Below are 25,621 nucleotides of genomic sequence, written 5' to 3'. Positions count from 1 at the left end.
TAATTGGGAATGCCTGAAAAATGAGAATGGCTGCAAAAAGTTCAACAAGGGGGTTTAGCCCGGCAAGTCTTCGGGCGTTTCGTTGCCCCCTTGCCAGCGCCGGAGAGGCACACAGTCGATCGCCAGGCGATCGAGTGCCCTGGCCACCACAAAATCCACCAAGTCCTCAATCGATTGCGGTTGGTGATACCAAGCGGGGATGGCCGGCACGATCGCCGCGCCAGCCTCGGCCAACTGGGTCAGGTTCCGCAAGTGAATCAAGCTCCAAGGGGTTTCCCGAGGGACTAACACCAGCGGTCGCCCCTCCTTTAGTTGCACATCGGCGGCCCGCTCCAGGAGATCGCTGCTTAAACCCGCTGCCAATTTGCCCACGGTGCTCATGCTGCAAGGCATCACCACCATGCCCAACGTGCGATAGGAACCGCTGGCAATGGTCGCCCCCACGTTGCCGAAACGATGGCAGATGAGCTGCCCTCCGGTGGGCACGCCGGCCTGCGATCGCCAAAAAGCTTCCTGGGTCAAGGGTTCAAGGGGCATCTGCACTTGGTTTTCTGACTGCCAAACCATGTGGGCCGCCTTGGAAGCTACCAGTTCGATCGCGTAGCCCGCTGTTAACAGCCACTTCAGGGCCCGCACCGCATAGATCAAGCCCGAAGCTCCCGAAACTCCCAAAATCAACGGTCGCTGATCCGCTCGATCGCGCGATTGAGATTGATCAAGATTTGGGGAGATGTTGGGGCTAAGTTCTGTGTGCTCAACGCTGCCGGTCATCGGCCGGGCCGCCATTTCACAGAACAACCGATCGCCTCCGTGAAGGCAATCGCGATCGGCTGTTCATCCAAAAAACTGGTGATCGCATCCCGCAAATAAGCCTGCGTGACAACGGATGGATCCTGGGGGCTGTCATCCACCGCGCCAATGTAGCGCATCACGCTGTTGGCATCCACCAAAAAAGCCTGGGGCGTTTTCTTGGCCCCGAAGCAGTCCGCCACATCCTGGGTGGGATCCCACAGGTAGGGAAAATTCAGCCCCCGCTCCCGAGCAAAGACCTTCATCGCATCAAAGCTATCTTCGGGGAACTGATTGGCATCATTGGCATTGATCCCGATGAGCGTTACGCCCTGTGGCTCAAATTCCGCTTGCAGAGCCTTCAGCCGATCGAGATACATCCCCACGTAGGGGCAGTGATTGCACATGAAAATCACCACCGCCGCTTTGTATTGACCGAGATAGGTCGCAAAGTGGTGTACTTTGCCATCGGCCCCAGGAATTTCAAAATCGGGGGCGTATTTTCCGATACGTTCCATAAGCATGGGGGTAAGCCAGTTGCGCCGCGCTCAGACGGCTAGTTTGCTGGGGGTCTCAGCGAAGGGGTGCCACTTCGCCGAGAGCCGTCTATCCGGAAGCACACTTCCATTGATTCTACGAGGATTCGGCCAGATTCGTGCGCTGGAATCATTTAACCTCAAGAACCCTAAGCCGTTTGCGCCAGGATGGGAATTGATGAACTTGCGATCTGTGGTCGATCGCGGGGTGTGCAATATTAAAGCGACCTTGAAGCGGGGTGCGATCGGCTGTCGTCGTTGAGATTCCGGCTTGGCTCAGGATTGACTACGAATTTGCCCTAGATTCACCTGCCATGCGGGCGCAATCGGTTGGTTTCTAGTTCCGAAATCAGCGGCTCAGTAAGGCTCAGGATGGGCAAGCCTTGGCAAGTCATGGATCGGCCATGCCATGCAAGCTCTCTGCAAGATCTCAATTTCGGATTGCGAGATTTCAGTAAGGGGTTGCAAGTCAGGATGGGATGGACAATTCGTCGGAATTTGTCAGGATTTGCCGGGCGATCGGGTGCTTTGTAAAACATCTGCGTGAAATTACGTAATTAATTCGCAAGTCTTGGCATTAAATCGCACTCCGCAAGAATCGGGCCAAGGGATGCGGAAAACAGAAACCGATCGCGAATGGCTCGGAAAATTGGGGCGATCGGGGTTTGGGCAGCACCTGAGGCCATGCTTGAGACCAAAATTTGGAGAAAGCAGTGGGGAAAGGCAGCGGCAAAAGGCCATTGGGAAACCCGTTGGGAAACTGGCACAATACCGAATTGGAGTTCTGAATTCCTGGCATGGCTTGCTCCCGGTTGGTTGGCTGGTTGTTGGCTGAGCCATGGATTCATGATCCAACGCACCCTATTGCACCTTTGCCACTGCCATGACCATTGCGATCGACTTTGGAACCAGCAACACGGTGGTGACCTATCTCAACCCCGTAACCGGCAATCCCGAAACCCTGGATCTCAGTGGACTTTCGGTGCGACAGTCTCCCAACCCGCCGCTCATTCCCAGCCTGTTGTATGTGGCCCAGGCGGCCGAAGGTCAGGTGGTGGCCGGCCAGGCGGTGCGCGACCGGGGGCTGGATCAATTGGCCGATGGGCGCTTATTTCGGGGATTCAAGCGGGGGATCGGAACCGCCGTCCAAGGATTTGTGCCCGAGTTAGACGGGCGATCGGTGGATTTTGAGCAGGCGGGGCAGTGGTTTTTAGATGCCATCGCCCGCGCCCTGACAGAGCAGCAGTTTTTGGGCGGTGCAGGGGCTGGGTCACAACTGATTTTGACCGTGCCGGTGGATAGTTTTGAGCAATACCGCAATTGGTTAACCCGGGCGATTGCCCAGTCGGCCTTGGGGCAAATTGAACAGGTGCGTTTGCTGGATGAGCCAACGGCGGCGGCTTTGGGCTATGGCGCAGGCGATCGGGACTTGGTGTTGGTGGTGGACTTTGGTGGCGGCACGTTGGATCTGTCCCTGGTGCGGCTCGATCGCCCCAGTGCCACTAGTGCTGGCCGGCCCTTGGGGTTTTTGTTGAAGTGGGGGAACCGTGCCATCGAGGATTCCCAACAAACCGTGAAAACCGCCAGGGTTTTGGCCAAAGCAGGCTTAAACTTGGGCGGATCCGATTTGGATAACTGGATTGTGGACTATTGGAGTCAACAGCAATCTGCGGTGGATTTGCCAGGCAATGCCTTGGGTAATTCCTCGGGCAATCTCGCGGGTCATTCTTTCCAGAAAACGCCAATTTTGCTGCGATTGGCGGAACGGGTCAAAATTGCCCTTTCGCATCAGGAAACAGCCCAGGAAGTCTATTTTGATGACGCGACGTTTAATAGTCTAGAACTAAGCCTTTCACGCACGGAATTGGAAACCATTTTGCGCGATCGGGGTCTGTTTCAACAACTCGATCGCGCGTTAGATCAAATTTTTCAGCAAGCCATTCGCCAGGGACTAGAACCCCAGTCGATCGAAGCGGTGTTATTAGTAGGTGGCACTAGCCAAATTCCTGCCATTCAGTCCTGGATTCGCAACTATTTCCCTGCCGAAAAAGTCGCCACCGATCGCCCCTTTGAAGCGATCGCCCAAGGAGCCTTGAAACTGGCCAGCGGCTTAGAAGTGCGCGATTTTCTCTATCACGGCTACGGAATTCGCTATTGGAACCAACGGGAGAAACGCCACAGTTGGCATCCCATCATCCCCAAAGGTCAGCCTTATCCCACCGCCAAGCCCGTTGAATTGCTCTTGGGAGCTTCCATTGAAAATCAGCCCCAAATTGAACTGATCCTTGGAGAGTTGGGCGACGAAGAACAGCGCACCGAAATCTTTTTTGATGGCGATCGATTGGTCACCAAAACCATCGGTGGCCAAGCCTCAGTGCAACCGCTAAATGATCGGGATGGCGCGCGCAGTTTGGCTCAATTGGATCCGCCTGGAATGCCTGGAATTGACCGAATTCGGGTGGCCTTTGAAGTGGATGCCGATCGCACCTTGCGAGTCACCGTTGAAGACCTGCTGAGCGATCGCACCCTGCTTAACCAATGCCCGATCGCCCAACTAAGTTAAGTTCTGGTAAGTCCCGCCATTTCTGAACTTGCTGTTAATCCCTATTCATCCCTGAACCAGCGCCATGGGCTGCCCAAGGGGTGTTTCGCCAGCTCGCAGCTCCCCCAACTGACAGGCCACATTGGGGCACGATGTGCAAGGGTTGGCGAGTATTGACTCGTATTCGTTAGCATGAGCAAGATAAAACATTCAACTTCAGTCTTGGCTGCATTGGGCTTCATTGGGTGCTATTGGATGCAATAGAACTCCGATGTGGTCTAAGCCCCCATGCTGAATTCACCTGAGTTCGGGATAGTTTGAAACCTCGCAACTTCTAATGGGTAAGCTAGATCCCAAAAGGCCGTTAGCAAACCATTAGGTACTTGGGGTGGGTAAGGGTAACTTCAGAAGTTCCAACCCCAACCCAAGATCAACAACAATTGACGGTTTCTGCCTATCCCTTGCTCACGTTGTAACTGTTGACTGGTCTCCCAATTTTGATCGCCCTGATCCCGATCGTGCGTCCTCGATTTTGGGTTGGGGAACCGAAATTGCCATGGCTAAACCTAGGGTGTCTTTAGGGCTTTCCCGGGGTCTGGTTGTGTCATTTTTTACAATCAATTTCCGACTATTGTTTCGATTGTTGTCGCCGCTTGATCCAGCCAACCTGACTTAGTTGAGGGAAATTTGACCTGAAAGTCGCTGAAGCAGGATGAAAGATTCAACAAACTCCACCTGCAACCCGACTGATATCAACCACTAGCGCTTTAGGTCTTAGGAATTTGGGGGGTTAGAAATTTTTCAGCATCGATCACCACTAGTCCTTGGCCCATGGATCCCAATCCCAGTGCGCTCATCACCCATCGGAGCTAGTTGTCTCTTGGTGCATATCATTCCTGTCCATTGACCGCGATCGCTTTCGAAACGCGATCGATTGCCAAAAATAGTGCTATTCAGGAGTTTGAGTTAGGGGGTAACCAACAGCGCTCTGGAGTGCTGAAGCGGGGTGAATCGCCCCCCTAGTTGCATCACTCCAGTGCAGCAGAATCCAGTCGTGCTGAGTGAGGATCACCTGTCAGAATGCGCAATTCGATCACCGCCCGCACCGATGCCAATGTTGCGGCCAGTTACCCATCACTCTCATCCAGTCCTCTCTCCCACCCGATCGCATCGCCAGACATGGAGTCCAGCCGCAAACACTACTCACTGTTGATCGTTGACGACACTCCCGACAACGTGGATCTGTTGCGGCGCTACCTGATGCGCTTCAAGAAATTTCGCATTCAAAGTGTTGAAAACGGTCAACTGGCCCTTGAATATCTGCAAAATGTGCCACCTAAGGATCATCCTGACCTGATTTTGATGGATGTGGTGATGCCAAAGCTGAACGGGTTTGAGACCTATCGCGCTTTGCAAACCCTTTACCCTGACTGGGATGTGCCCGTGATCTTTATGACGGGCCTTTCGGACTTGTCCAGCAAGCTCGAAGGGTTGGAACTAGGCGCAGTGGACTACATTATCAAGCCCTTCCAAAAAGAAGAAGTCTTGGCCCGCATTGAGCTGCAATTGCGGCTTTTGGACTTGACCCGGCAGTTACGCGCCAAGAATGAAGAACTGGAGCGGGAGGTGGCGGAGCGGCAGCGGGTGGAAGCCACGCTGTTGACGGTGAATTTGGAACTGGAGCGCTTGGCCACCAGCGACGGCCTGACGCAGGTGGCAAACCGTCGCTGCTTTGACACCACGATTAATCGCGAGTGGCAACGTCTGGCCCAGGATCATCGCCCAATGTCGTTGGTGCTCTGTGATGTGGACTATTTCAAGCGCTTCAACGACCATTACGGTCATCAAGCGGGCGACGATTGTTTGATTCAAGTGGCCCGCACCTTGCAGGATGGCACACGCCGGGCGACGGATTTGGTGGCTCGCTATGGGGGGGAAGAGTTCGCGATTCTGTTGCCAGACACGGACTTGACGATGGCAGTGGAGGTGATCGATCGACTGCGACGGGCGATCGAGAATTTAAAAATTCCCCACGAGCGATCGGAAGCTAGCCCCTGGGTCACGATCAGTTTGGGCTTAGCCTGTCAGTTTCCCAAAATGGGCAATACTCCCCAAAATCTGATCGCCGCCGCCGATGCGGCCCTCTATGAGGCCAAACAGCAAGGGCGCAATACCTACTGCAAGCGCTATCTCTTGGAGAGTTAGGGCCAGCTAACCAGTTGCCAAAGGCTGGGTGCTTCGATCCCTGAGCATTCATCCCCCAAAATCAACGACTTAAAATCAGCGGCTCAGAATTTGCTGCTCAGAACTTGCTGCCCAGAATTAACCGCCCAAAATCAGCGGCTCAGAATTCGCTGCCCAGAATTAACCACCCAGAGTTAATCGCTCGCAATTTGCGATCGGTTCTGTTGCCGGTCTGTGGTAGTCTCAGGCCGGTTTTGAGCGATCCCCAGCGCCATGAACGTCACGCCGACCGAGATTCCCGATGTTTTGCTGATTGAGCCGAGGGTCTTTGGAGACGATCGCGGCTTTTTTTATGAGAGCTTCAACAGTCGCACCTTTGCTGAAAAAACCGGCCTTGATGTGGACTTTGTACAGGACAACCATTCCAAGTCCGTGAAAAACGTGCTGCGCGGCTTGCACTACCAGGTGCAACAGCCCCAGGGCAAATTGGTGCGGGCCGGAGCCGGGGCGCTGTTTGATGTGGCGGTGGATATTCGGCGCGGGTCGCCCACCTTTGGTCAATGGGTGGGCTATGAGCTGAGTGCCGAAAACAAGCGCCAACTCTGGATTCCGCCGGGATTCGCCCATGGGTTCCTCACCCTGACCGAGACGGCGGAATTGCTCTATAAGGCGACGGATTTCTATTGCCCAGCGGGCGATCGCTCGATTTTGTGGAACGATCCGCAAATCAATATTGCCTGGAACCTGGATGGCGAACCGATCCTGTCGGGCAAAGACCAGGCGGCCAAACCCTTGGCGGAAGCGGATCTGTTTGAGTACGGGCAAATCTAGGATCGCGGAACCATGCGGATTTTATTGACGGGCGCACAAGGACAGTTGGGCGAGGCCCTGCAACCGGTGTTGGGGGCGATCGGGGAGCTGACGGCGGCCGGGCGCGATCGGGTCAACCTGGCCGACACCGCCACGCTCTACGACGCGGTGATGGCGCTTCAGCCGGATTTGATCGTGAACGCCGCCGCCTACACGGCCGTGGACAAGGCGGAAACCGAAGCCGACTTGGCGATCGCCGTCAACGGCACGGCTCCCGGGATTTTGGCCCAAGCGGCTAAGGATTTGGGCGGACGGCTGATCCATGTGTCCACGGATTACGTGTTCAACGGGCAGCAGGGGCGACCCTACCGGGAAACCGACCCCACCGATCCGCTGGGCAGCTACGGGCGATCGAAGTTGGCTGGGGAAACGGCGATCTTAGCCACGGCTCCAGGCCAGAGCGCGATCGTCCGCACCGCCTGGGTCTATGGCGCGGGCAAAACCGGCAACTTTGTGAAAACGATGATTCGGCTGGCGACCGATCGCCCGGAACTGCGGGTGGTGGCGGATCAAATCGGTTCGCCCACCTGGACGCGAGACTTGGCCGGGGCGATCGGGCAGCTTGCCGGCCGCCTGGATGCCGACACCGCCGGGGTCTACCACTACACCAACAGCGGGGCCGTTAGCTGGTATGACTTTGCCGTAGCCATCATCGAAGAGGCCCGCGCCCTGGGGCTGGAACTTGCGGTGGAACGGATCGTCCCGATCGCCACGGAGGATTACCCAACCCCAGCCCAGCGCCCATCCTATTCGGTGCTGTGGGGCGGCAAGTTGGCGGCGTTGCTCGGCAGTCCGGCTCCCCATTGGCGGGCCAGCCTCCGCAAAATGCTGCCAGAACTGCTGAACCGCTAAATGGCTCCCCGAATCCCAGCCCCGTAGCCCCGTAGCCCCGTAGGTTGGGTTGAGGCACGAAACCCAACATCAGCAGACCTTGCCAAAATCACGTTGGGTTTCGCAAAGCTCTACCCAACCTACTGACTCTGTGATTGAATCCCCATTGACTCGATCAGTTATCCACAAATCAACCGCGATCGCAGCGAGTTAATAACATGAAAGCCTTGATTCTTTCGGGTGGCAAAGGAACCCGCCTGCGACCCCTGACCTATACGGGTGCAAAACAGCTCGTGCCGGTTGCCAATAAGCCAATTCTTTGGTATGGCATCGAGCGAATTGTGGCGGCAGGTATTACCGATATTGGGATTATTATTAGCCCGGAAACCGGCGACGAAGTGCGCGAAAAAACTGGCGATGGCAGTCGGTTTGGCGCAAACATTACCTATATTTTGCAAGAGCATCCATCGGGGCTAGCCCATGCAGTTTCGGTGGGGCAAGAATTCCTTGGTGACTCGCCATTCATCATGTATTTGGGCGATAACGTCATCCAAGCGGATTTGGGTCAGTTTATTGACCAATTTAAAAAGCCCGGTGTGGATTCGGTAATTATCCTGCGTGAAGTGCCCGATCCGCGTGCCTTTGGGGTGGCGGAAGTGGACGCGGCGGGGCGAGTGATTCGGTTGGTGGAAAAACCGAAAAATCCCCCCTCGAATTTGGCGATGGTGGGGATTTATTTCTTTCAGCCCGTGATTCATGAGGCGATCGCCCAAATTCAACCCTCAGCCCGGGGCGAATTGGAAATTGTGGACGCGATTCAAAAGCTGATTGACACGGGCAAAACCGTTGAGGCCTGCACCCTTGAAGGCTGGTGGTTGGACACCGGTAAAAAGGATGATTTGCTAGAAACCAACCGGATTATTCTGGACACCGATTTGCAGCCTTGGAACTATGGCGAAGTCGATGAATCGAGCAAAATTATCGGGCGGGTGGAAATTGGTAAAGGCTCAAAGGTCGTTAATTCCACGGTGCGCGGCCCGGCGGTGATTGGCGAGAATTGCACGATCGAGAATTGCTACATTGGCCCCTACAGCAGCATCAGCGATCGCGCCCATTTGGTGGATGTGGATTTGGATCACAGCGTGGTCTTGGAAGGGGCGGAAATTGTGGGCGTAACGGAGCGAATTATCGACAGCGTGATTGGTCAACGGGTGAAGCTCCATGTGGGGCCAAAACGCCCGAAAGCCCTCCGCTTCATGATCGGCGACGACTCCCACATCGAATTAACCTAACAACAACAGTAGGTTGGGTTGAGGCACGAAACCCAACACCTGCAAGCCTCGCATGGATCGCGTTGGGTTGAGCCTTGCGAAACCCAACCTACAGGATTGGTTGGCAGGGTTATGGATTTGGGGTTGGATTTTGATGGGGCGAAATGCCGATTTTTTATTTCGTGATTGTGAATTATTGGTGTGGGGAATCGATCGCCCATTTATTACGATCGCTTGCCCAAGACAGCCCCGATCAGAATTACCAAATCCTGATCGTCAATAATTCACCGGAGGATCGATCGCTTGATGCCTTCAGCGCTGAATTTGCCCATTGCACAATCCTGGAAACCGGCGAGAATTTGGGATTTGGGCGGGCCTGCAATCGGGCGATCGCCTGGGTGGCCGATCGCGATCCAGGGGCGATCGTTTGGCTGATTAATCCCGATGCTTGGCTATCGGCGGGGACGATCGCGGCGGCCCGATCGCTCCTGAGCCAGACTGATTGGGCGATTTTGGGCACGGCGATCGACCAACCCGACGGCCGGCCGGAGTTTCGGGGCGGCCGGTTCGATCGGCGATCGGGCTTAATCGAGCCGATCGCCCAAGAAGCCCTCACCGATCCCAAAATTCAGCCCACGGATTGGGTCAGCGGATGCAGCTTGTTGATTAATTTGGCGGCGTTTCGAGTTTTGCCCCAGTTCGATCGCCGCTTCTTTTTGTATTACGAAGATTTCGAGTTTTGCCGCCGCTATGCCCGCCAAGGCTACCCAGTGGCGATCGACCCGAGCTTGCGGGTGATCCATGCCACCTCCACCGTCACGGGCCGCCAACCGGAGCGAAAACTGCGCTGGTCGATCGGGGGCTATCTGTTGGCCCTGGCGATTCACGGCAGCCGTTGGGCCCTGGTCTATCGGTTGGCGCGGATTCTGATCAGCGCGATCGCTCAGTGGCCGCAGCATCCCGCCCGATCGCGCGCCAAGCTCCAAGGTGTGGCCGATGCTTGGCAAAGTTGGCGATCCACACGCAACGGCTCCCCACGGCGCTAAAGTAAAGCTCGACTTGCTTGGCCCACTTTTTCGGAAACCTATGCTGGACTTGCGCTTAACTCGATCGCTGCCGGAGCCGTTGCGCTCTTGGATGGGGCGGCTGGCGGCTTTGGACGATCGGGGGCGGGGCTGGCTGGGCCTGGCTTGGGTGCTGCTGGTTTGGGCGATCGCCCTGTTTTGGCACTCGGGCAGCGTGGGGCTGGTGGACGAAACGGAGCCGATGTTTTCGGAAGCAGCCCGCCAAATGACCGTCACCGGCGATTGGATCACGCCCTATTTCAACGGAGCGACTCGCTTCGACAAGCCCCCGTTGATCTATTGGCTGACGGCGATCGCCTACAAAATTTTGGGCGTGAATGAGTGGGCCGTGCGGTTGCCCTCGGGGTTGGCGGCCTTGGCCACGATCGGGCTGGCCTTTGCCACCCTCTGGCGCTTTTCCGTCACTGGCGAGGCGCGTCAACAAGCCCCTTGGCGACCCTGGCTAGTCGGGGCGATCGGGGCCGGGACGATCGCCTTTTCACCCCACATGATCATCTGGGGCCGGGTTGGCGTATCCGATATGTTGCTCACCGGCTGCATCAGCACTGCCCTGCTGGCCTTCTTTTGGGGCTATGCCAGCGATCGTCCCCAGGTCAAAACCCTGGCCTATGGGGGCTGCTATCTGTCCATGGCCCTCGGCGTGCTCACCAAAGGGCCGATCGGGGTGGTGCTACCGGGGCTGATTATTCTGGCTTTTGGGCTATATCTCGGAGAATTCAAGCTGCTCTGGAAAGAAGCGAAGCTGCTCTGGGGTTTGCTGCTGGTGGCGCTGCTATCCGTGCCCTGGTTTGTGCTGGTGATTTTGGCCAATGGGGATGCCTACGTTGAATCCTTCTTTGGCTACCACAACATCGATCGCTTCACCCGCGTGGTCAACCAGCATTCGGCTCCCTGGTTTTTCTATTTCATTGTGGTGGCTTGGGGCTTTGCGCCTTGGTCGGTGTATCTACCGATCGCCCTGGGGCGGCTGGAAATTTGGCGGCGCAAATGGTGGCTGCGGCGATCGCGCGTGGAACGGTTGCCCCTGTTTGCGGGCGCTTGGTTTTTGGGGGTGTTTGGCTTTTTCACGATCGCCGTGACCAAGTTGCCCAGCTACGTGGTGCCCTTGATGCCGGCCGGTGGCTTGTTGGTGGCGCTGCTGTGGCGGGACTTGCTGAGTGGAGACTTGGCCCCGCGTCGATCGATGCCCCGACCGGGATTGAGCGAACCGCCGATCGCCACGGAAGATGTGGTGTCGCCGGGATTCCACCGCACGGCGATCGCGGCGGTCATGGTGATGGGCATTTTAGCGATCGCCCTCAGTGCCCAAAACCTCTGGCTGCCGTTGATCAAGGATCCAACCATGCCCCGAATTCGGGAGGTGCTGATCGAATCCGGAGCCATTACGCGGGGGGCGATCGATTGGGCGATCGCTGCTGTCTTCGGTGCAGTGATAATTTACCGGCGACGCTATCGCTGGCTGTGGCTGATCACGTGGGTGGGTGGCGTGCTGTTTTTCGTGGGCACGATCGTGCCGGTGACCTTTGCCCTCGATTCCCAACGTCAATTGCCCCTGCGGATCCTGTCGGCGGACGTAATTCGGGTGCGGCAACCGGAGGAAGAGTTGATGATGGTGGGGTTTGCCAAACCGAGTGTGGTGTTCTACACCCAGCAAATCGTTAACTTCTCCCAACGGGCGACTCCGTTAATTGAAGGAGAGCGGGAAGCGCTCAAAATTAACCCCAACCCCAAACCGACCACGGTGTTGTTGTTGGGCGATCGCAAAAAATTGGCGGAAACCGGTTTAGACCAAGTGGGTCAACCGATCGCCGCCGCGGGTTCCTATCAATTATTCCGGGTCGATCGGCGTGCCTTCGCCAACCACCAACCGCCCACCGATCCAGACGATTAACCCGCAAGGTTCAACGAAGGTTCAACGCTAGAAAGCGCTTGATGAGGCAAGGGGGTGAAACCCCTTGTCTGACTTGGTTTTGCCCCTTGTCTAGATTTGACCTGCCTAGCTGGGGGCTGTCTGGATTGGGATTGTTGCCTAATCACCCGACGGAATCGGCACTTGCTTGATGTCGAAGGGCAGGTTCAAATCATCCGGCAACTGCTGTTGAGTCTGTTTCAGCCACTTCAGAAATTGTTTGCGCAAGCCCTTGAGGGGGCGATCGGGCGTTGCCGTGGCCGATGGGGTTTCCGATGGCGTTGGCTCAACGATCGGCTCCGGGGTCACCGGCTCGATCGACTCAAGCACAATCGGCGGTTTTTCTTCTGTTGGAGGTGCTGACTTGGGTGTAGCCACCGCTGCCGGTTCCGGTTGGGTTGCCGGTTCGATCGGCTTCGTGGCGGGAACTTCCGTTGCTGCTGGTTCCGGCTTTGTTGCCTCCGCTGGTGCAATCACATCCGGTGGAGCAGCTTCCGGCTCCGGTTCGCTCACCAATGCTGGCGAAGCAGACTCTTCGCGGTCTTCGCTCAGGGAACGGTCGATTCTCTGGGCCTCTGCTTGAGGCAGGGCTGCATCCGGTGGCTCTGGGCTAGCTGGCTCTGGGCTAGCTGGCTCGGCACTGGGTTCCGGCATTGGCTCCGGTTCCGGAGCCGCAGGCGGGTTAATGATCGCTGACTCCTCGGCCGTTTCCGGTTCTGGAGCCAGAGCGGTGGCCTCCGCCGGAGTCACAGCACTGGGCTGTGGAGCTAGGGTCTCACCCGGGTCGATCGTGTCGTTATCTGTTGCCTTCTCGTCGCCTGTGTCCTCTGGCTCGACCGCTTCCATCGACGGGGCCGCCGGTTCTGATGCTGGGGCGATCGCCTCCGGTGCTTCGGTCTTTGGCGCTTCGGTCTTTGATTCTTCAGTCACGGCCGGCAGGTCTTGCGGCAACGGCGCGATCGGCTCAGGCGCGGTCGCCGGCTTCGGTTCCGGGGCCGGTGGCTCATAGGTTGGGTCAATCAGCGCCCGAGCTTCCGACTCCGGCAACGCACCCTTCAGCAGTCGATCGATCGCGCTCGTCTGGTTGGGGTCAAACTCCACCAGCGCCACCGACTCATTAAACGCATTCTCCAGTAGCTCTCCCCGATCGTCGATCAGCTCCAACTTCACCCAGTTTTTGCCCCGACGGAATCCCTTCAAATAAATAGACTGCCAATCATCCAGCAAAAAGCTGTCGCCATTAACCGTCACCCGCACCTTCCAATCCACAATCTCATCATCATCCCGCTCCCGAGCCAGCAGATGCAGCGGTGCATTGGTCAAGTAAAAGTCCAGCAACACCGGCTCCGTACCCACCGTCCCGATCGGTTGGTTATAGGTCAGCAGTGGCCGGCCCGAGTCGGGAACCTGGGTTTGAGTTTTTGCAAACACATGGAAAGACACCTGAGCATAGGCCCCATCATTCTTAAAGCTTTCATGCCAGGGACGTTCCGCAAAGGCCCGGATTGTGTGGGTTCCCGGCGTTAAGTCGCTAATCGTAATCGGATCCGTGACATCAAAAATCTCTGCCACCGGGCGATCGTCCAACATCAGCTTTAAATGTGGCCCGGCGGCCAGCGCTTCATCCTTAAATAGCGGCAAATCCTGCACCCGCAACTGCACCGCCACCTGTGTTTGCGTCAGGGTTTCATCGGGCCTTGGCGCAATGATCTGCACCTGGGGTTGATAGCGATCCAACTCCCGATTCAATCGCTGCACGATCGATGGTGGGGCTACCTCATCAATGGCCCCCACCACCTTGCCCTGATTGGGTTTAGGCGGCGTGGCCGTCGCCAGCGGCGGTGGCTCCTTGGTGCATCCCCCGATCGGCAACAGGAGGCATCCCCAGACCAACACCACGCATCCCCAGGCCATTCGCCGCCCTAGCCCTCGACCCAGCGCCCCGAGCCACCTCATCTCGTTACCTCTTTGCAATCTTCAGTAATGGGTATAGGAACTGATATGACCTAGGCGATCCTAAGCAAACCTAGGTAATGCAGAATTTGGAAAACTTGCGAAATCTGCGAAATTTGCGATCTGAAGGCGATTTGAAATCGAGTCCAGTGTATCCGAGAACCATAGCCGGGCCGCGGTTTCCAGCCTTTACCACAAAGAACTACCCAACTCGACCTCAGATGCTTTGCAATTCTTAATCAAACTGTTTGTAAAGTTTATAAACCTAACTTTCTGGATCTTACTACTGAATAAAAAAGCTCCAATGCCTCATGGGATGAGGCTTTACGGATTTTGAAATATTGTTAACCCCCTCAAGTCCCTTGAAAACCCACGTCTATAATCTTCAAGAGAGAAGCCACCCCGGTCGTTCACTGCGAGCTAGATGCGACGGGAATTCCAGGCAATCTGGCTGTGATGCGTGTCTTGATCCCTGCTATCCAAGCCGTGATCAACACCATCGCTGACCCGCTGTACCCCCCTGTTTGGGGCGCTGCGAAGGCCAGCCGGGTGGATAGTCCTCGTTTCCTGTCTTGAGAGAGGAGAATCTCGATGACGATTAGCCCTCCAGAGCGAGAGGCAAAAGTCAAGGTCTCGGTTGATAAGAATCCGGTTCCGACTTCTTTCGAGAAGTGGGGCAAGCCGGGTCACTTTGATCGAACTTTGGCTCGGGGTCCCAAGACGACGACTTGGATCTGGAACCTCCACGCTGACGCTCACGATTTTGATAGCCATACCAGCGACTTAGAAGACGTTTCGCGCAAAATTTTTAGCGCTCACTTCGGCCACTTGGCCGTGGTTTTCGTTTGGTTGAGCGGCATGTACTTCCATGGTGCACGCTTCTCGAACTACGAAGCCTGGTTGAGCGACCCGACTCATATCAAACCCAGCGCCCAAGTGGTTTGGCCGATTGTGGGCCAAGAAATCCTCAATGGCGACGTGGGCGGTGGATTCCACGGTATTCAAATCACCTCCGGTCTCTTCCAAATGTGGCGGGCCGCCGGTTTCACCAATGGCGATCAACTCTATGTGACCGCGATCGGTGGGCTGGTGATGGCTGCCCTGATGCTGTTTGCTGGCTGGTTCCACTACCACAAAGCAGCACCCAAGCTGGAATGGTTCCAAAATGTCGAATCGGCAATGAACCACCACCTGGCAGGCTTGCTGGGCTTGGGCTGCTTGAGCTGGGCTGGTCACCAAATCCACGTTTCTCTGCCCATCAACCACCTGCTGGATTCGGGTGTGGCGCTGAAGGATATTCCGCTGCCCCATGAATTCATCCAAAACAAGGATCTGATGGCGGAGATCTACCCGAGCTTTGCTCAGGGTCTGACCCCCTTCTTCACGCTGAACTGGGGCGCTTACGCCGATTTCCTCACCTTCAAGGGCGGTTTGAACCCCGTCACTGGTGGTCTGTGGCTGTCGGATACGGCTCACCACCACTTGGCTTTGGCTGTGCTCTTCATCGTGGCTGGTCACATGTACCGCACGAACTGGGGCATTGGTCATTCCATGAAGGAAATCCTGGAAGCCCACAAGGGCCCTTACACCGGCCAAGGCCACAAGGGTCTCTACGAAATCTTCAATACCTCGTGGCATGCGCAACTGGCCGTTAACTTGGCTGTGTTGGGTTCGCTGACGATTGTGATCGCGCACCACATGTACGCGATGCCCCCTTACCCCTACATTGCGACGGATTACCCGACGCAGATCTCGCTGTTCACCCACCACATGTGGATTGGCGCGTTCTGCATCGTGGGTGCTGGCGCTCACGCGGCGATCTTCATGGTTCGTGACTACGATCCGGCGAAGAACGTTGATAACTTGCTCGATCGCGTGATTCGTCACCGCGATGCGATCATCTCGCACCTGAACTGGGTGTGCATTTTCCTGGGCTTCCACAGCTTCGGTCTGTACATCCACAACGACACGATGCGTGCTTTGGGTCGTCCCCAAGACATGTTCTCGGATACCGGTATTCAGTTGCAGCCGGTGTTTGCGCAATGGGTGCAAAACCTGCACGCCCTTGCGCCTGGTAACACGGCTCCTAATGCCTTGGAAATCGTCAGCCACGCTTTTGGCGGCGGTGTCGTGGCGGTGGGTGGCAAAGTGGCCATGATGCCGATCGCCCTGGGCACGGCTGACTTCATGGTTCACCACATCCACGCATTCACGATTCACGTGACGGCGTTGATCCTCCTGAAGGGCGTGCTGTATGCGCGTTCGTCGCGTCTGATCCCCGATAAGGCGAACTTGGGCTTCCGGTTCCCTTGCGACGGTCCGGGCCGTGGCGGTACCTGCCAAGTGTCGGGCTGGGATCACGTGTTCCTCGGTCTGTTCTGGATGTACAACTCCCTGTCGATCGTGATCTTCCACTTCTCCTGGAAGATGCAATCGGATGTGTGGGGCACGGTGAACCCTGATGGGTCGGTGGCTCATATCACGGCGGGCAACTTCGCTCAAAGCGCCATTACCATCAATGGTTGGCTGCGTGACTTCCTGTGGGCGCAAGCTTCGCAGGTGATCACCTCCTATGGTTCGGCTCTGTCGGCCTATGGTCTGCTGTTCCTGGGTGCTCACTTTGTGTGGGCGTTCAGCCTGATGTTCCTGTTCAGCGGTCGCGGCTACTGGCAAGAACTGATTGAGTCGATCGTGTGGGCGCACAACAAGCTGAAGGTGGCTCCGGCGATCCAACCCCGTGCTCTGAGCATCACTCAGGGTCGTGCGGTGGGTGTTGCTCACTACCTGCTTGGCGGCATTGTGACCACTTGGTCGTTCTTCCTGGCTCGAATTATTTCGGTCAGCGGCTAATCCCTTTAGCCCCGGATTGCATCTGAGGTCGAGACGCGACTTCGGCAACGAGGATTAAGACAAAAACAGGACTTATGGCAACCAAATTCCCAAAATTTAGCCAGGATCTCGCCGCTGATCCCACGACGCGGCGGATCTGGTACGGGATTGCCACAGCCCACGACTTTGAAAGCCACGATGGCATGACGGAAGAAAATCTTTATCAAAAGATTTTCGCGTCGCACTTCGGTCACCTGGCAATCATCTTCCTGTGGACTTCGGGCAACCTGTTCCATGTGGCCTGGCAAGGCAACTTTGAGCAGTGGGTGAAAGATCCCCTGAACGTCCGTCCGATCGCCCACGCAATTTGGGATCCGCACTTTGGCCAAGCGGCTGTGGATGCGTTCACCCAAGGTGGTGCTTCGGGCCCCGTGAACATTGCGTTCTCTGGCGTTTACCACTGGTGGTACACGATCGGGATGCGCACTGTGGGCGACCTGTACCAAGGCGCTGTGTTCCTGCTGGTGTTGGCGGCTTTGATGCTGTTTGCCGGCTGGCTGCACTTGCAACCCAAGTTCCGCCCCAGCCTCTCCTGGTTCAAGAACGCAGAATCGCGTCTGAACCACCACTTGGCGGGTCTGTTCGGCGTGTCGTCGCTGGCTTGGACGGGTCACTTGGTGCACGTGGCGATTCCTGAATCGCGCGGTGTGCATGTGGGTTGGGATAACTTCCTGTCGGTGGCTCCTCACCCGGCTGGTTTGGCTCCTTTCTTCACCGGTAACTGGGGCGTGTATGCCGAGAACCCCGATACGGCTGGCCATGTGTTTGGCACGGCTCAAGGGGCTGGCTCCGCAATCTTGACCTTCCTGGGCGGTTTCCACCCCCAAACGGAAGCCCTGTGGCTGACGGATATTGCCCACCACCACCTGGCGATCGCGGTGATCTTCATCGTCGCCGGTCACATGTACCGTACCAACTTTGGTATTGGTCACAGCATCAAGGAAATCTTGGAAGCGCACAAGCCGCCTTCGGGCAAGCTGGGCGACGCTCACAAGGGTCTGTTTGATACGCTGAACAACTCGCTGCACTTCCAACTGGCCCTGGCCCTGGCTTCGCTGGGTGTTGTGACCTCGTTGGTGGCTCAGCACATGTATTCGATGCCGTCGTATGCCTTCATTGCGAAGGACTTCACGACCCAGGCTGCCCTGTTTACTCACCACGAGTACATTGCTGGCTTCCTGATGGTGGGTGCGTTTGCCCACGGCGCAATCTTCCTGGTGCGTGATTACGATCCCGCCCAGAACAAGAACAACGTGCTCGATCGCGTGCTTCAGCACAAAGAAGCGATCATCTCGCACCTGAGCTGGGTCTCGCTGTTCCTCGGTTTCCACACTTTGGGTCTGTACGTTCACAACGATGTGGTTGTGGCGTTCGGTACGCCTGAGAAGCAAATCCTGATCGAACCCGTTTTCGCTCAATGGATTCAAGCGGCTCACGGCAAACTGCTCTACGGCTTCGATACGCTGCTGTCGAACCCCGATAGCTTGGCGGCGACGGCTTGGCCGAACCATGGCGATGTGTGGCTGCCCGGTTGGTTGGAAGCAATCAACAGCAACGCTAACTCGCTGTTCCTGACGATCGGCCCTGGCGACTTCCTGGTTCACCATGCGATCGCTCTGGGTCTGCACACCACCACCTTGATTCTGGTCAAGGGTGCTTTGGATGCCCGTGGCTCCAAGCTGATGCCCGACAAGAAGGACTTTGGTTACAGCTTCCCTTGCGACGGTCCCGGCCGTGGCGGTACTTGCGACATCTCGGCTTGGGATGCGTTCTACCTGGCCATGTTCTGGATGCTGAACACGATCGGCTGGATCACCTTCTACTGGCACTGGAAGCACCTGTGCGTGTGGCAAGGCAATGTGGCTCAATTCAATGAGTCCTCGACTTACCTGATGGGCTGGTTCCGCGATTACCTGTGGCTGAATTCGTCGCAGTTGATCAACGGCTACAACCCCTATGGCATGAATAACCTCGCTGTTTGGGCTTGGATGTTCCTGTTCGGTCACCTGATCTGGGCAACGGGCTTCATGTTCCTGATTAGCTGGCGCGGTTACTGGCAAGAATTGATCGAAACCCTGGTTTGGGCGCATGAGCGCACTCCGCTGGCGAACCTGGTTCGCTGGAAGGACAAGCCGGTGGCCCTGTCGATCGTGCAAGCTCGTTTGGTTGGTTTGGCCCACTTCACCGTTGGCTACTTCGTGACCTACGCAGCCTTCTTGATCGCCTCGACTTCGAGCAAGTTCGGCTAAATCTGATTGCCTCCTAGGTAACTAGCAAAAATCCCCCGGTCTCGCTGAGATTGGGGGATTTTGCTATGGCTCGTTCCAATAGCTCGCTTGGTATGGCGCTGCAATCTCTGGAGACCTGGGGCGATCGACTCAGGATCGCTTGATTGCTTGGATGATGCAAGTCCCCAGTGACTCAAGAAAAGACCCATGCAAAAGCGGGGCGCACAGGTTGCCCTGCCTTCGCCCCGCTTGCCATTGCAGTCCTGATTGTTTGAAAGAGGATGAAGCTTAGCGCACCGTCTCGAAGCTGTCAGCACGCGACTTGAATTGACCTAGGAAGATATCCAAAACCGATCGCTTGCGGGTCTTGATCCGCGCCGAAACCGACATCCCGGCTTGAATCTTTAACTCCAAGCCCCGATTGGTTTTCAGGGTCTGCCGTTCCAGCTCAATCCGAATGGGAAACGTATAGGTGGGACGCTCTTGGGTGGGTGCTAGGGCATCCGACCCGATCGAGACTAATTTCCCCTTGATGCTGCCAAATTCCAGTGAAGGGAACGTGTCCACACTCACCTCCACTGGCATTCCCACTTCCACGAACCCGATATCCTTGTTGGTTACATAAACCGATGCCACCAACTCGCCATCGGGCACAATGCTCAACATGGGTTCCGTGGGGCTGGCCACATAGCCCGGACCGCTAGCCTTAATATCAAAAACCGTGCCAGCAATGGGGGCGCGTAGTTCTTGATAGCGTACCGCTTGCTCTGCTTTCACCAATTGGCTTTGCACCTGGGCAAGCTGGCCGACCACGTTGGCATCCTGGCGGCGGTTATCCAGACGGGACTTCGCCAACTGGGTGTCGATATCGGCGATCGCCCGATCGTTGTCTGCAATGCGGTTTTCCAAATCCGCCGCCCAACTGGTTTGGGTGGTGCGAATTTCCGCCAACTGCGTCCCAATTTCCGCCTGCTTGGTTTGCATGGAAGCCATGAGGCGAGCTTCTTGCTCATTCAAACTGGCGATTTGCCCCTCCAGGGTTGCCACCGCATCAGCATTCGACAACACAGCCTGCTGTTGGTTCTTGAATTGCAGTCGGGCAACGGCCCCTTCTTCAACGAGGGGCTGCAAATCAGCGATGATTCCCTCATTGATATTCAGGCGTTCTTGGGCCTGTCCCAATCGAATTTGGATGGCCCGTCGTTGGGCGCGAGTGTTGGCCACATCACTGCGCAATTCGTTGATTTGCGAGTTCAGTTCCGCCACGCGCGATTGCAGTTGCGACAGTCGAGAAGCTTGGGCCGCGCGGTTTTCTGCCAAACGACCGGCTTGGCCGGCCGGAGCCGCGCGATCGCCCCGCAGCAGCGCCCGCAGATAGATATTTTCCGCCACTCGCACAGCTCGGTTGCGTTGCAGGTCAATAATACTAGCCTGGCCCTCGCGGGTTAAGCCCAAGCCAGCGGCCTCCGCTCGAATCAGTTGCTTTTGGCGTTCGAGAGAGTCCTGGTTGGCCTTCAGGGATTGCACATCCGCCGCCTGCCCCGTGGGGTCAAAGGTGGCGAGCAATTGGCCCTTTTCGACCCGTTCGCCGTCTTTGACCACAATTTCCCGCACCACCCCGCCGGCCGGTGCTTTGATCGGTTTTGTGGAGTCCTTGGGCTGCAACTTACCGGCCGCCGGGACGGACTGGTCAATCTGGGCCACTGCGGCCCAAGTGATGCCGCCGACCACAAAGGTCACAATCAACCAAATAAATCCACTGGCGAGCAATGCCGGCCGTTGTAGCAAGACCGGTTGCTCTTCCCGTTCGATAAAGGCCTTTAGCATTGAGTTTCACCAAATAGCAGACTGAAAGGACTGAAAGGATTGACGGGTTACAAACAAACGGGGTGAGGACGGGGGGAATCGCTAGCTAAACGACCCCTCCTGTTGTTGGAACAGGCAATAGTAGCGACCCTTCATAGCCATCAATTCCTCGTGGGTTCCCTGTTCAACCACGGCCCCCTTATCCATCAGGATGATGGAGTCTGCGTTCAGAACCGTGTTCAAGCGGTGGGTGATGAAGAACACTGTGCGGTTTCGGAACTCAACGGCCAGGTTATTACAAACCTGACGTTCTGAGTTGTAGTCCAGGGCGCTGGTGGCTTCGTCCAAAATCAGGAGTTTGGGCTGTTGCAAAACGGTACGGGCGATCGCAATCCGCTGTCGTTGTCCCCCAGAAAGCCCGGTTCCCCGTTCCCCAACTACGGTGTTGTAGCCGTTGGGCAACTGCATGATGAAGTCGTGGGCGGCGGCCACCTTGGCGGCGTGAATCACTTCCTCGGTGGTGGCATCCGGGTTGGCCAGCATGATGTTTTCTTGCACCGTGCCCGTAAACAGAAGGGTGTCTTGGAGCACCATCCCAATTTGTCGGCGCAGGGAGTAGAGTTCTACCTTGCTGATGTCGTAGCCATCAATTTGGATGTAGCCAGCGGTGGGAGCGTATAGCCGCTGGAGGAGTTTCATGAGGGTGGATTTCCCGGAACCGGATTCCCCCACAATTCCTACAAAAGTGCCCGGGGCAAAGTCGAGATTGACGTTGGCTAGCTGCAAGGGTCCCGTTTCTGCAAAGCGGAAGGAGAGATCGGAGAACTTGACGGAGCCGACCAATTCCGGCATGGGGATATTGTCGCGATCGGCATCGCTGGACTCCGGTTGGCTGTCAACAATATCCGCCAGACGTTCCACGGAAATTGAAATCTCCTGCACCTGTTGCCAAGCACCCACCAGGCTGAGGAGGGAACCCGTGACGTTTCCGGCCAGGATTTTGAAGGCGATCAATTGCCCCAGGGTGATTTGGTTGCCAATCACCAAATAGGCTCCCGCCCAAAGCAGGGCTAGGGTAGACAGGCTGTTCAGGAAGGAGGTGGCCCCCCCGATCGTGGTGCCGGTCATGATCGTTTTGAAGTTTGCCTGGATCATGCGGGCATAGCGCTCTTGCCACTGCCACAGCACCTTGGTTTCGATGTTTTGGGCCTTGACGGTTTGGGCCCCGGAAATCACTTCCACCATGTAGGAGTCCACGTCGGCGCGGCGTTCCGCTTGGCGACGAATGAGTTGGCGGATGATCGGGGCGGCAAAGACGATAATCCCGCCCAAGATGGGGACGACCGCCAGGGCTACCAAGGTGAGCAGCCAACTGTAGACCACCATCACGACGATGTAGATCACCGAGAAGATGGCGTTCAGGAAAACGGTGAGGGCTGTGCCGGTCAGGAAGTTCCGAATGCTGTCGCGCTCATTGACCCGACCCGCCAGTTCACCCACCCGACGCACGTCAAAGTAGCCCAGGGGCAGGCGCATCAGGTGACTGATGATGGCGGAACCGACGTTCATGTCGATTCGGTTCATGGCATCGACAAACAGGTAAGTCCGCAGGATGTTGAGGATCCCTTCAAAGACGGCCACACCCAACATGAAGAAGCCGAGGGCATCCATGGTTTCGATGCTGCCTTGGCCCAACACTTTGTCGATGATCACCTGGGTGATGATCGGCTGCACCAACCCGAAGGTTTGAACGAAGAAGGACGCGACGACAACTTCGATCAGGGCGCGTTTGTAAGGCAGGATCCAGGGAACGAACCAACTGAGACCGAATTTTTCCGGCAGTTCTTCTACGGGGGCTTCGAGAAGCAACACCATGCCGCTTTCGCCCCAGCTTTCTAGGAACTGCTGGGGGGTCTTGCGCATCACGCCTTCTTCGGGGGTGGCCAGGATGATGCGGGTTTCGGAAATGTCGTAGATGACGGCGAAGCTATCTTTCCAGGGGGTGAGGGCGGGTGCTTTTAGCCGATTGATCAGGACACCGGAAATTTGGATCAGTTGGGGCCGAAAGCCGATGGTTTGGGCGATCGCCCCGCAAACCTGCATGGAGATTTGCCCGGTGGCCCGCAGTTGATCTTCCAGGAGCCGCCGAATCCGATCTTTGCGGAATTGCAACCCGGGCACGAATTCATTCAGCATCTGGAAGCAGGCCAGAGTGCCGTTGACGGGCCCCCGCCCCCGCACATGGGGATAGGTGGCGGGCTGGGTTAGCAGGGCTTCTCGGGGAAGTTCGGGCGGCTTTTCGGGGGCGAAGGGAATTTCGGGAACGGGAACCGGAGCTGCCGCAACGGGAGCCGGTTCGGTGACGGGGGCGGCGTTGCCGGTGACGATATCAACCGGGGGTGGGGGCGGGGCGGCGATCGCGGCTTCGGTTTGGGGGGTGCGCTGCCGGAGCCAGTCTTGGGTAAACCCAACGACGCGGGCCGCATGGCCGCCGGTGATGGTAACGGAGCCGCTGCCGGCCCATTGCAGTCGATCGCCCGCGATCAGTTTGCCGCTGACGGTTTCCGCTTGGCCACCGCTCAGGAGCCAGACGAGTTGCGGATCAATGAGTCGCTCAAGGGTGGCCTCATCGACAATTCCTTCGGGAATGCCCATCACCTGTACTTCATCGAGCATCCGCAGGGTGATGTCTTTTAGGTTGCCGCGTCGATCGGCTTGGCGCTGTAGCTCTTGGCTGAGCAGACCGAAGAGTTCACAGATGTTGCAGCGCGACTCCCAGGCTTGACGGAAGGTGGCTTCTTCGGCCATCACGGCCAGAAAATCGGCGGCGGGGATGCTGATGCAGGTGGTTTCGGTGGAGGCGATCGCCGTTTCGCAGGCCACGCCCCGCAACAGCCCAGCCCAACCGAGAATTTCGCCAGGAGTGGCTAGTTTGAGGCTGACGGGCCGTTGCGATCGCTCGTCAAACCCCAGAACCCGCACTTGTCCTTGGAACAAAACCAAGACTTGGGCCGGCAAGGTTTGGCGATCGAGCAGTGGTTGCCCCACCCGGTAGCGCAGTAGCTGGGCCCCCTGGAGTAAGCGTTCCAAACTGGCGGAGCTGAGGCGGCTGAACGGATCGATCTCCGCCAGAAACACTTGAATGGGCTGATGGCTAGCAGCTTGAGTCATAACTCCAGGCACGGGCAAAAACAGGTCAAAGCAGTTAGGCGAGGCGATCGAGATGGGAAGCGATTGGGATTGAGAGCCAAATCAGCGCATGGGTTCAGGGCTAGCTAACGGTTGCGCAAATTATGGATCGTTTTTATGGATCATTTGCGGAGTCAGGAGCTGAATCAAAATTGGTCAAATTGGATGGGTCAAATTGACCCTGATCAAACTAACCGTAGCGGGCGATCGCCTTGGCTCATCCCGATCGCCCTCAACTTCCCGAATCGGAAGCGGCCCAAAGTAACTGGGGCGAACCGAGGGCTTGAATTTGTTCGCGCATCCAGTTTTCAAACATTTCATCGATCATTTGTCGGCGCATGGCTTCATCAAGCTGCGACGGCAAAAACTGTTCCAGCCGCACAATAATAAACCATTCCACCAGGGCGCGCGGGGGCCACAATTGACCCGGCTGGCTCACTTCCAACATGCGGGCAATGAAGGGGTGAGGTTGGTTCAGAGGCACGGGCCCCAAAATGCCATTGGTTTGAGCTTCTGGGCCTTGGGAATAGGTGCGAGCCATTTCTGCGAAGGAAGACTCGCCCTCTTCAATGCGGTAATAAATTTCCTGGGCCAGCCCTTCATCCTGCACGCGAATCAGGGAGTAGACCACCTTATCTAGGCGGCTCTTTTGACTGACAAAATAGTTTTCTACTTTGCGCCCAAATTGGGACTCTTTGAACTTTTCCAGCCGCATGGGCCGAATGGCCAGCTCTTCAAGCCCTTCAATGGAGAGGTTGTTTTCCTGCATCCAGCGGGCAATGTCTGCGTCTTCAATAATCCGATGTTGCTTCCGAAAGTTAATGACGGCCTGCTGCCGTTCTTCTTCGGTGAATTCCACATCGGCGATCGCCCGATCGATCACCAATCCGCGCAGGAATTGCGGCATCAGGTGATAGCGACTGAGCAGCGAGAGCATCTCATGCGCTTGGATAACATTCGGACCAATTTGGAAGAGACCTGCCATGGTGAATTGATTTGCAGCGATTGCAGGCAAAACGAACGAAAAGTGTAAACGAAACGTTAACAACTAACTGGTGATTGGCCAATTGATTCAGTCAGTCATCAACTAACCATTAAGCAGCGATCGGGGAACCATCACAGGGGTGGTGTGGCACTTTGGGGTGCGCATCGGTTTTGTGTTTGGGTTGCCCGGTCGGTTAAGCCGCTCATTCAATCGTGACTGAAGGGCTGGAGCATGAGTCTTCCAAAGAATACCATCGCGCCTGGAATCGAGCCGGATGGGTTGTTGCGTTGGAAAAACGGGTGCTAGATGCCTTGGGGACTGCAAAGAGAGGGCGCAAGCTTTGACTAGAATGCATCGGAACGCGGGGATGGATCAGACCACGAGTCACGAATTTGGATCACGAATTTGGATCACGAATTCAGATCACAAGGGCGGACTAAGGTTGTGGACGCAGGGCCCCCGGGGGAGGTTCCATTGATGGACGGTGGCGGCTGTAGCTTGTGTCGGGCGATCGGGCGCGATAGCCTAGGGCGGTGATCTGTTCACTCAATCGC

15 protein-coding genes are annotated in these 25,621 nt (G+C 56.6%); 9 read left to right on the top strand and 6 right to left on the bottom strand.

Going from position 1 to position 25,621, the window contains the following annotated elements; all coding sequences use genetic code 11:
- Window positions 1–54 precede the first annotated feature (54 nt).
- Window positions 55–771, bottom strand: coding sequence for a flavin prenyltransferase UbiX (locus H6F46_RS02225; protein WP_190353397.1), 717 nt, complete (start codon window positions 769–771; stop codon window positions 55–57).
- Window positions 768–1,313 (bottom strand): thioredoxin family protein, encoded by a 546-nt coding sequence (locus tag H6F46_RS02220; protein ID WP_242027746.1) that lies wholly within the window; start codon window positions 1,311–1,313, stop codon window positions 768–770. Before H6F46_RS02220 ends, H6F46_RS02225 begins: the two co-directional genes overlap by 4 nt.
- A gap of 895 nt (window positions 1,314–2,208) precedes the next feature.
- Here H6F46_RS02220 and H6F46_RS02215 point away from each other — a divergent pair.
- The 7 genes from H6F46_RS02215 to H6F46_RS02185 all read left to right on the top strand — a co-directional run bounded on the left by H6F46_RS02215 (window position 2,209) and on the right by H6F46_RS02185 (window position 11,999).
- Complete coding sequence (locus H6F46_RS02215) at window positions 2,209–3,888, top strand: Hsp70 family protein (protein WP_190353396.1); 1,680 nt, start codon at window positions 2,209–2,211, stop codon at window positions 3,886–3,888.
- 1,059 nt (window positions 3,889–4,947) lie between these two features.
- Window positions 4,948–6,072, top strand: a complete 1,125-nt coding sequence (locus H6F46_RS02210) for a diguanylate cyclase domain-containing protein (protein WP_099532042.1) — start codon at window positions 4,948–4,950, stop codon at window positions 6,070–6,072.
- A 252-nt stretch (window positions 6,073–6,324) separates the two neighbouring features.
- Complete coding sequence (rfbC, locus tag H6F46_RS02205; protein ID WP_190353395.1) at window positions 6,325–6,882, top strand: dTDP-4-dehydrorhamnose 3,5-epimerase; 558 nt, start codon at window positions 6,325–6,327, stop codon at window positions 6,880–6,882.
- A 12-nt stretch (window positions 6,883–6,894) separates the two neighbouring features.
- Complete coding sequence (gene rfbD / locus H6F46_RS02200; RefSeq protein WP_190353394.1) at window positions 6,895–7,773, top strand: dTDP-4-dehydrorhamnose reductase; 879 nt, start codon at window positions 6,895–6,897, stop codon at window positions 7,771–7,773.
- A 197-nt stretch (window positions 7,774–7,970) separates the two neighbouring features.
- The gene (locus H6F46_RS02195) at window positions 7,971–9,044 is read left to right on the top strand and encodes a glucose-1-phosphate thymidylyltransferase (RefSeq protein ID WP_099532039.1); all 1,074 of its coding nucleotides are present in this window, start codon (window positions 7,971–7,973) and stop codon (window positions 9,042–9,044) included.
- Between the two features lie 143 nt (window positions 9,045–9,187).
- Window positions 9,188–10,069: a glycosyltransferase gene (locus tag H6F46_RS02190; RefSeq protein ID WP_190353393.1), complete on the top strand. Its 882-nt coding sequence runs from the start codon at window positions 9,188–9,190 to the stop codon at window positions 10,067–10,069.
- A gap of 40 nt (window positions 10,070–10,109) precedes the next feature.
- Entirely contained in the window at window positions 10,110–11,999 is a 1,890-nt protein-coding gene (locus H6F46_RS02185) for a glycosyltransferase family 39 protein (RefSeq protein WP_199291351.1), read from the top strand.
- A 138-nt stretch (window positions 12,000–12,137) separates the two neighbouring features.
- On the opposite strand, the gene H6F46_RS02180 is transcribed toward H6F46_RS02185, so the two are convergent.
- Window positions 12,138–13,931, bottom strand: coding sequence for a hypothetical protein (locus H6F46_RS02180; protein ID WP_190353392.1), 1,794 nt, complete (start codon window positions 13,929–13,931; stop codon window positions 12,138–12,140).
- Between the two features lie 630 nt (window positions 13,932–14,561).
- Here H6F46_RS02180 and psaA point away from each other — a divergent pair.
- Window positions 14,562–16,820: a photosystem I core protein PsaA gene (psaA, locus tag H6F46_RS02175; RefSeq protein WP_190353391.1), complete on the top strand. Its 2,259-nt coding sequence runs from the start codon at window positions 14,562–14,564 to the stop codon at window positions 16,818–16,820.
- A gap of 74 nt (window positions 16,821–16,894) precedes the next feature.
- Complete coding sequence (psaB, locus tag H6F46_RS02170; RefSeq protein WP_099532035.1) at window positions 16,895–19,108, top strand: photosystem I core protein PsaB; 2,214 nt, start codon at window positions 16,895–16,897, stop codon at window positions 19,106–19,108.
- 267 nt (window positions 19,109–19,375) lie between these two features.
- Here the strand turns inward: psaB and H6F46_RS02165 are convergent, their stop codons facing one another.
- The 3 genes from H6F46_RS02165 to H6F46_RS02155 form a co-directional block, all read right to left on the bottom strand.
- Window positions 19,376–20,914: an HlyD family efflux transporter periplasmic adaptor subunit gene (locus H6F46_RS02165; protein WP_099532034.1), complete on the bottom strand. Its 1,539-nt coding sequence runs from the start codon at window positions 20,912–20,914 to the stop codon at window positions 19,376–19,378.
- A gap of 81 nt (window positions 20,915–20,995) precedes the next feature.
- Window positions 20,996–24,064, bottom strand: a complete 3,069-nt coding sequence (locus H6F46_RS02160; RefSeq protein WP_190353390.1) for an ABC transporter transmembrane domain-containing protein — start codon at window positions 24,062–24,064, stop codon at window positions 20,996–20,998.
- Between the two features lie 250 nt (window positions 24,065–24,314).
- A complete protein-coding gene (locus tag H6F46_RS02155) occupies window positions 24,315–25,067 on the bottom strand; it encodes a peptidylprolyl isomerase (RefSeq protein ID WP_190353389.1) in 753 nt (250 codons plus the stop codon).
- Window positions 25,068–25,621 lie beyond the last annotated feature (554 nt).

This window comes from Limnothrix sp. FACHB-1083, assembly GCF_014696485.1.
In the GTDB taxonomy this organism is placed as follows: domain Bacteria; phylum Cyanobacteriota; class Cyanobacteriia; order CACIAM-69d; family CACIAM-69d; genus CACIAM-69d.
This window is presented reverse-complemented; position numbering and strand designations above follow the sequence as displayed.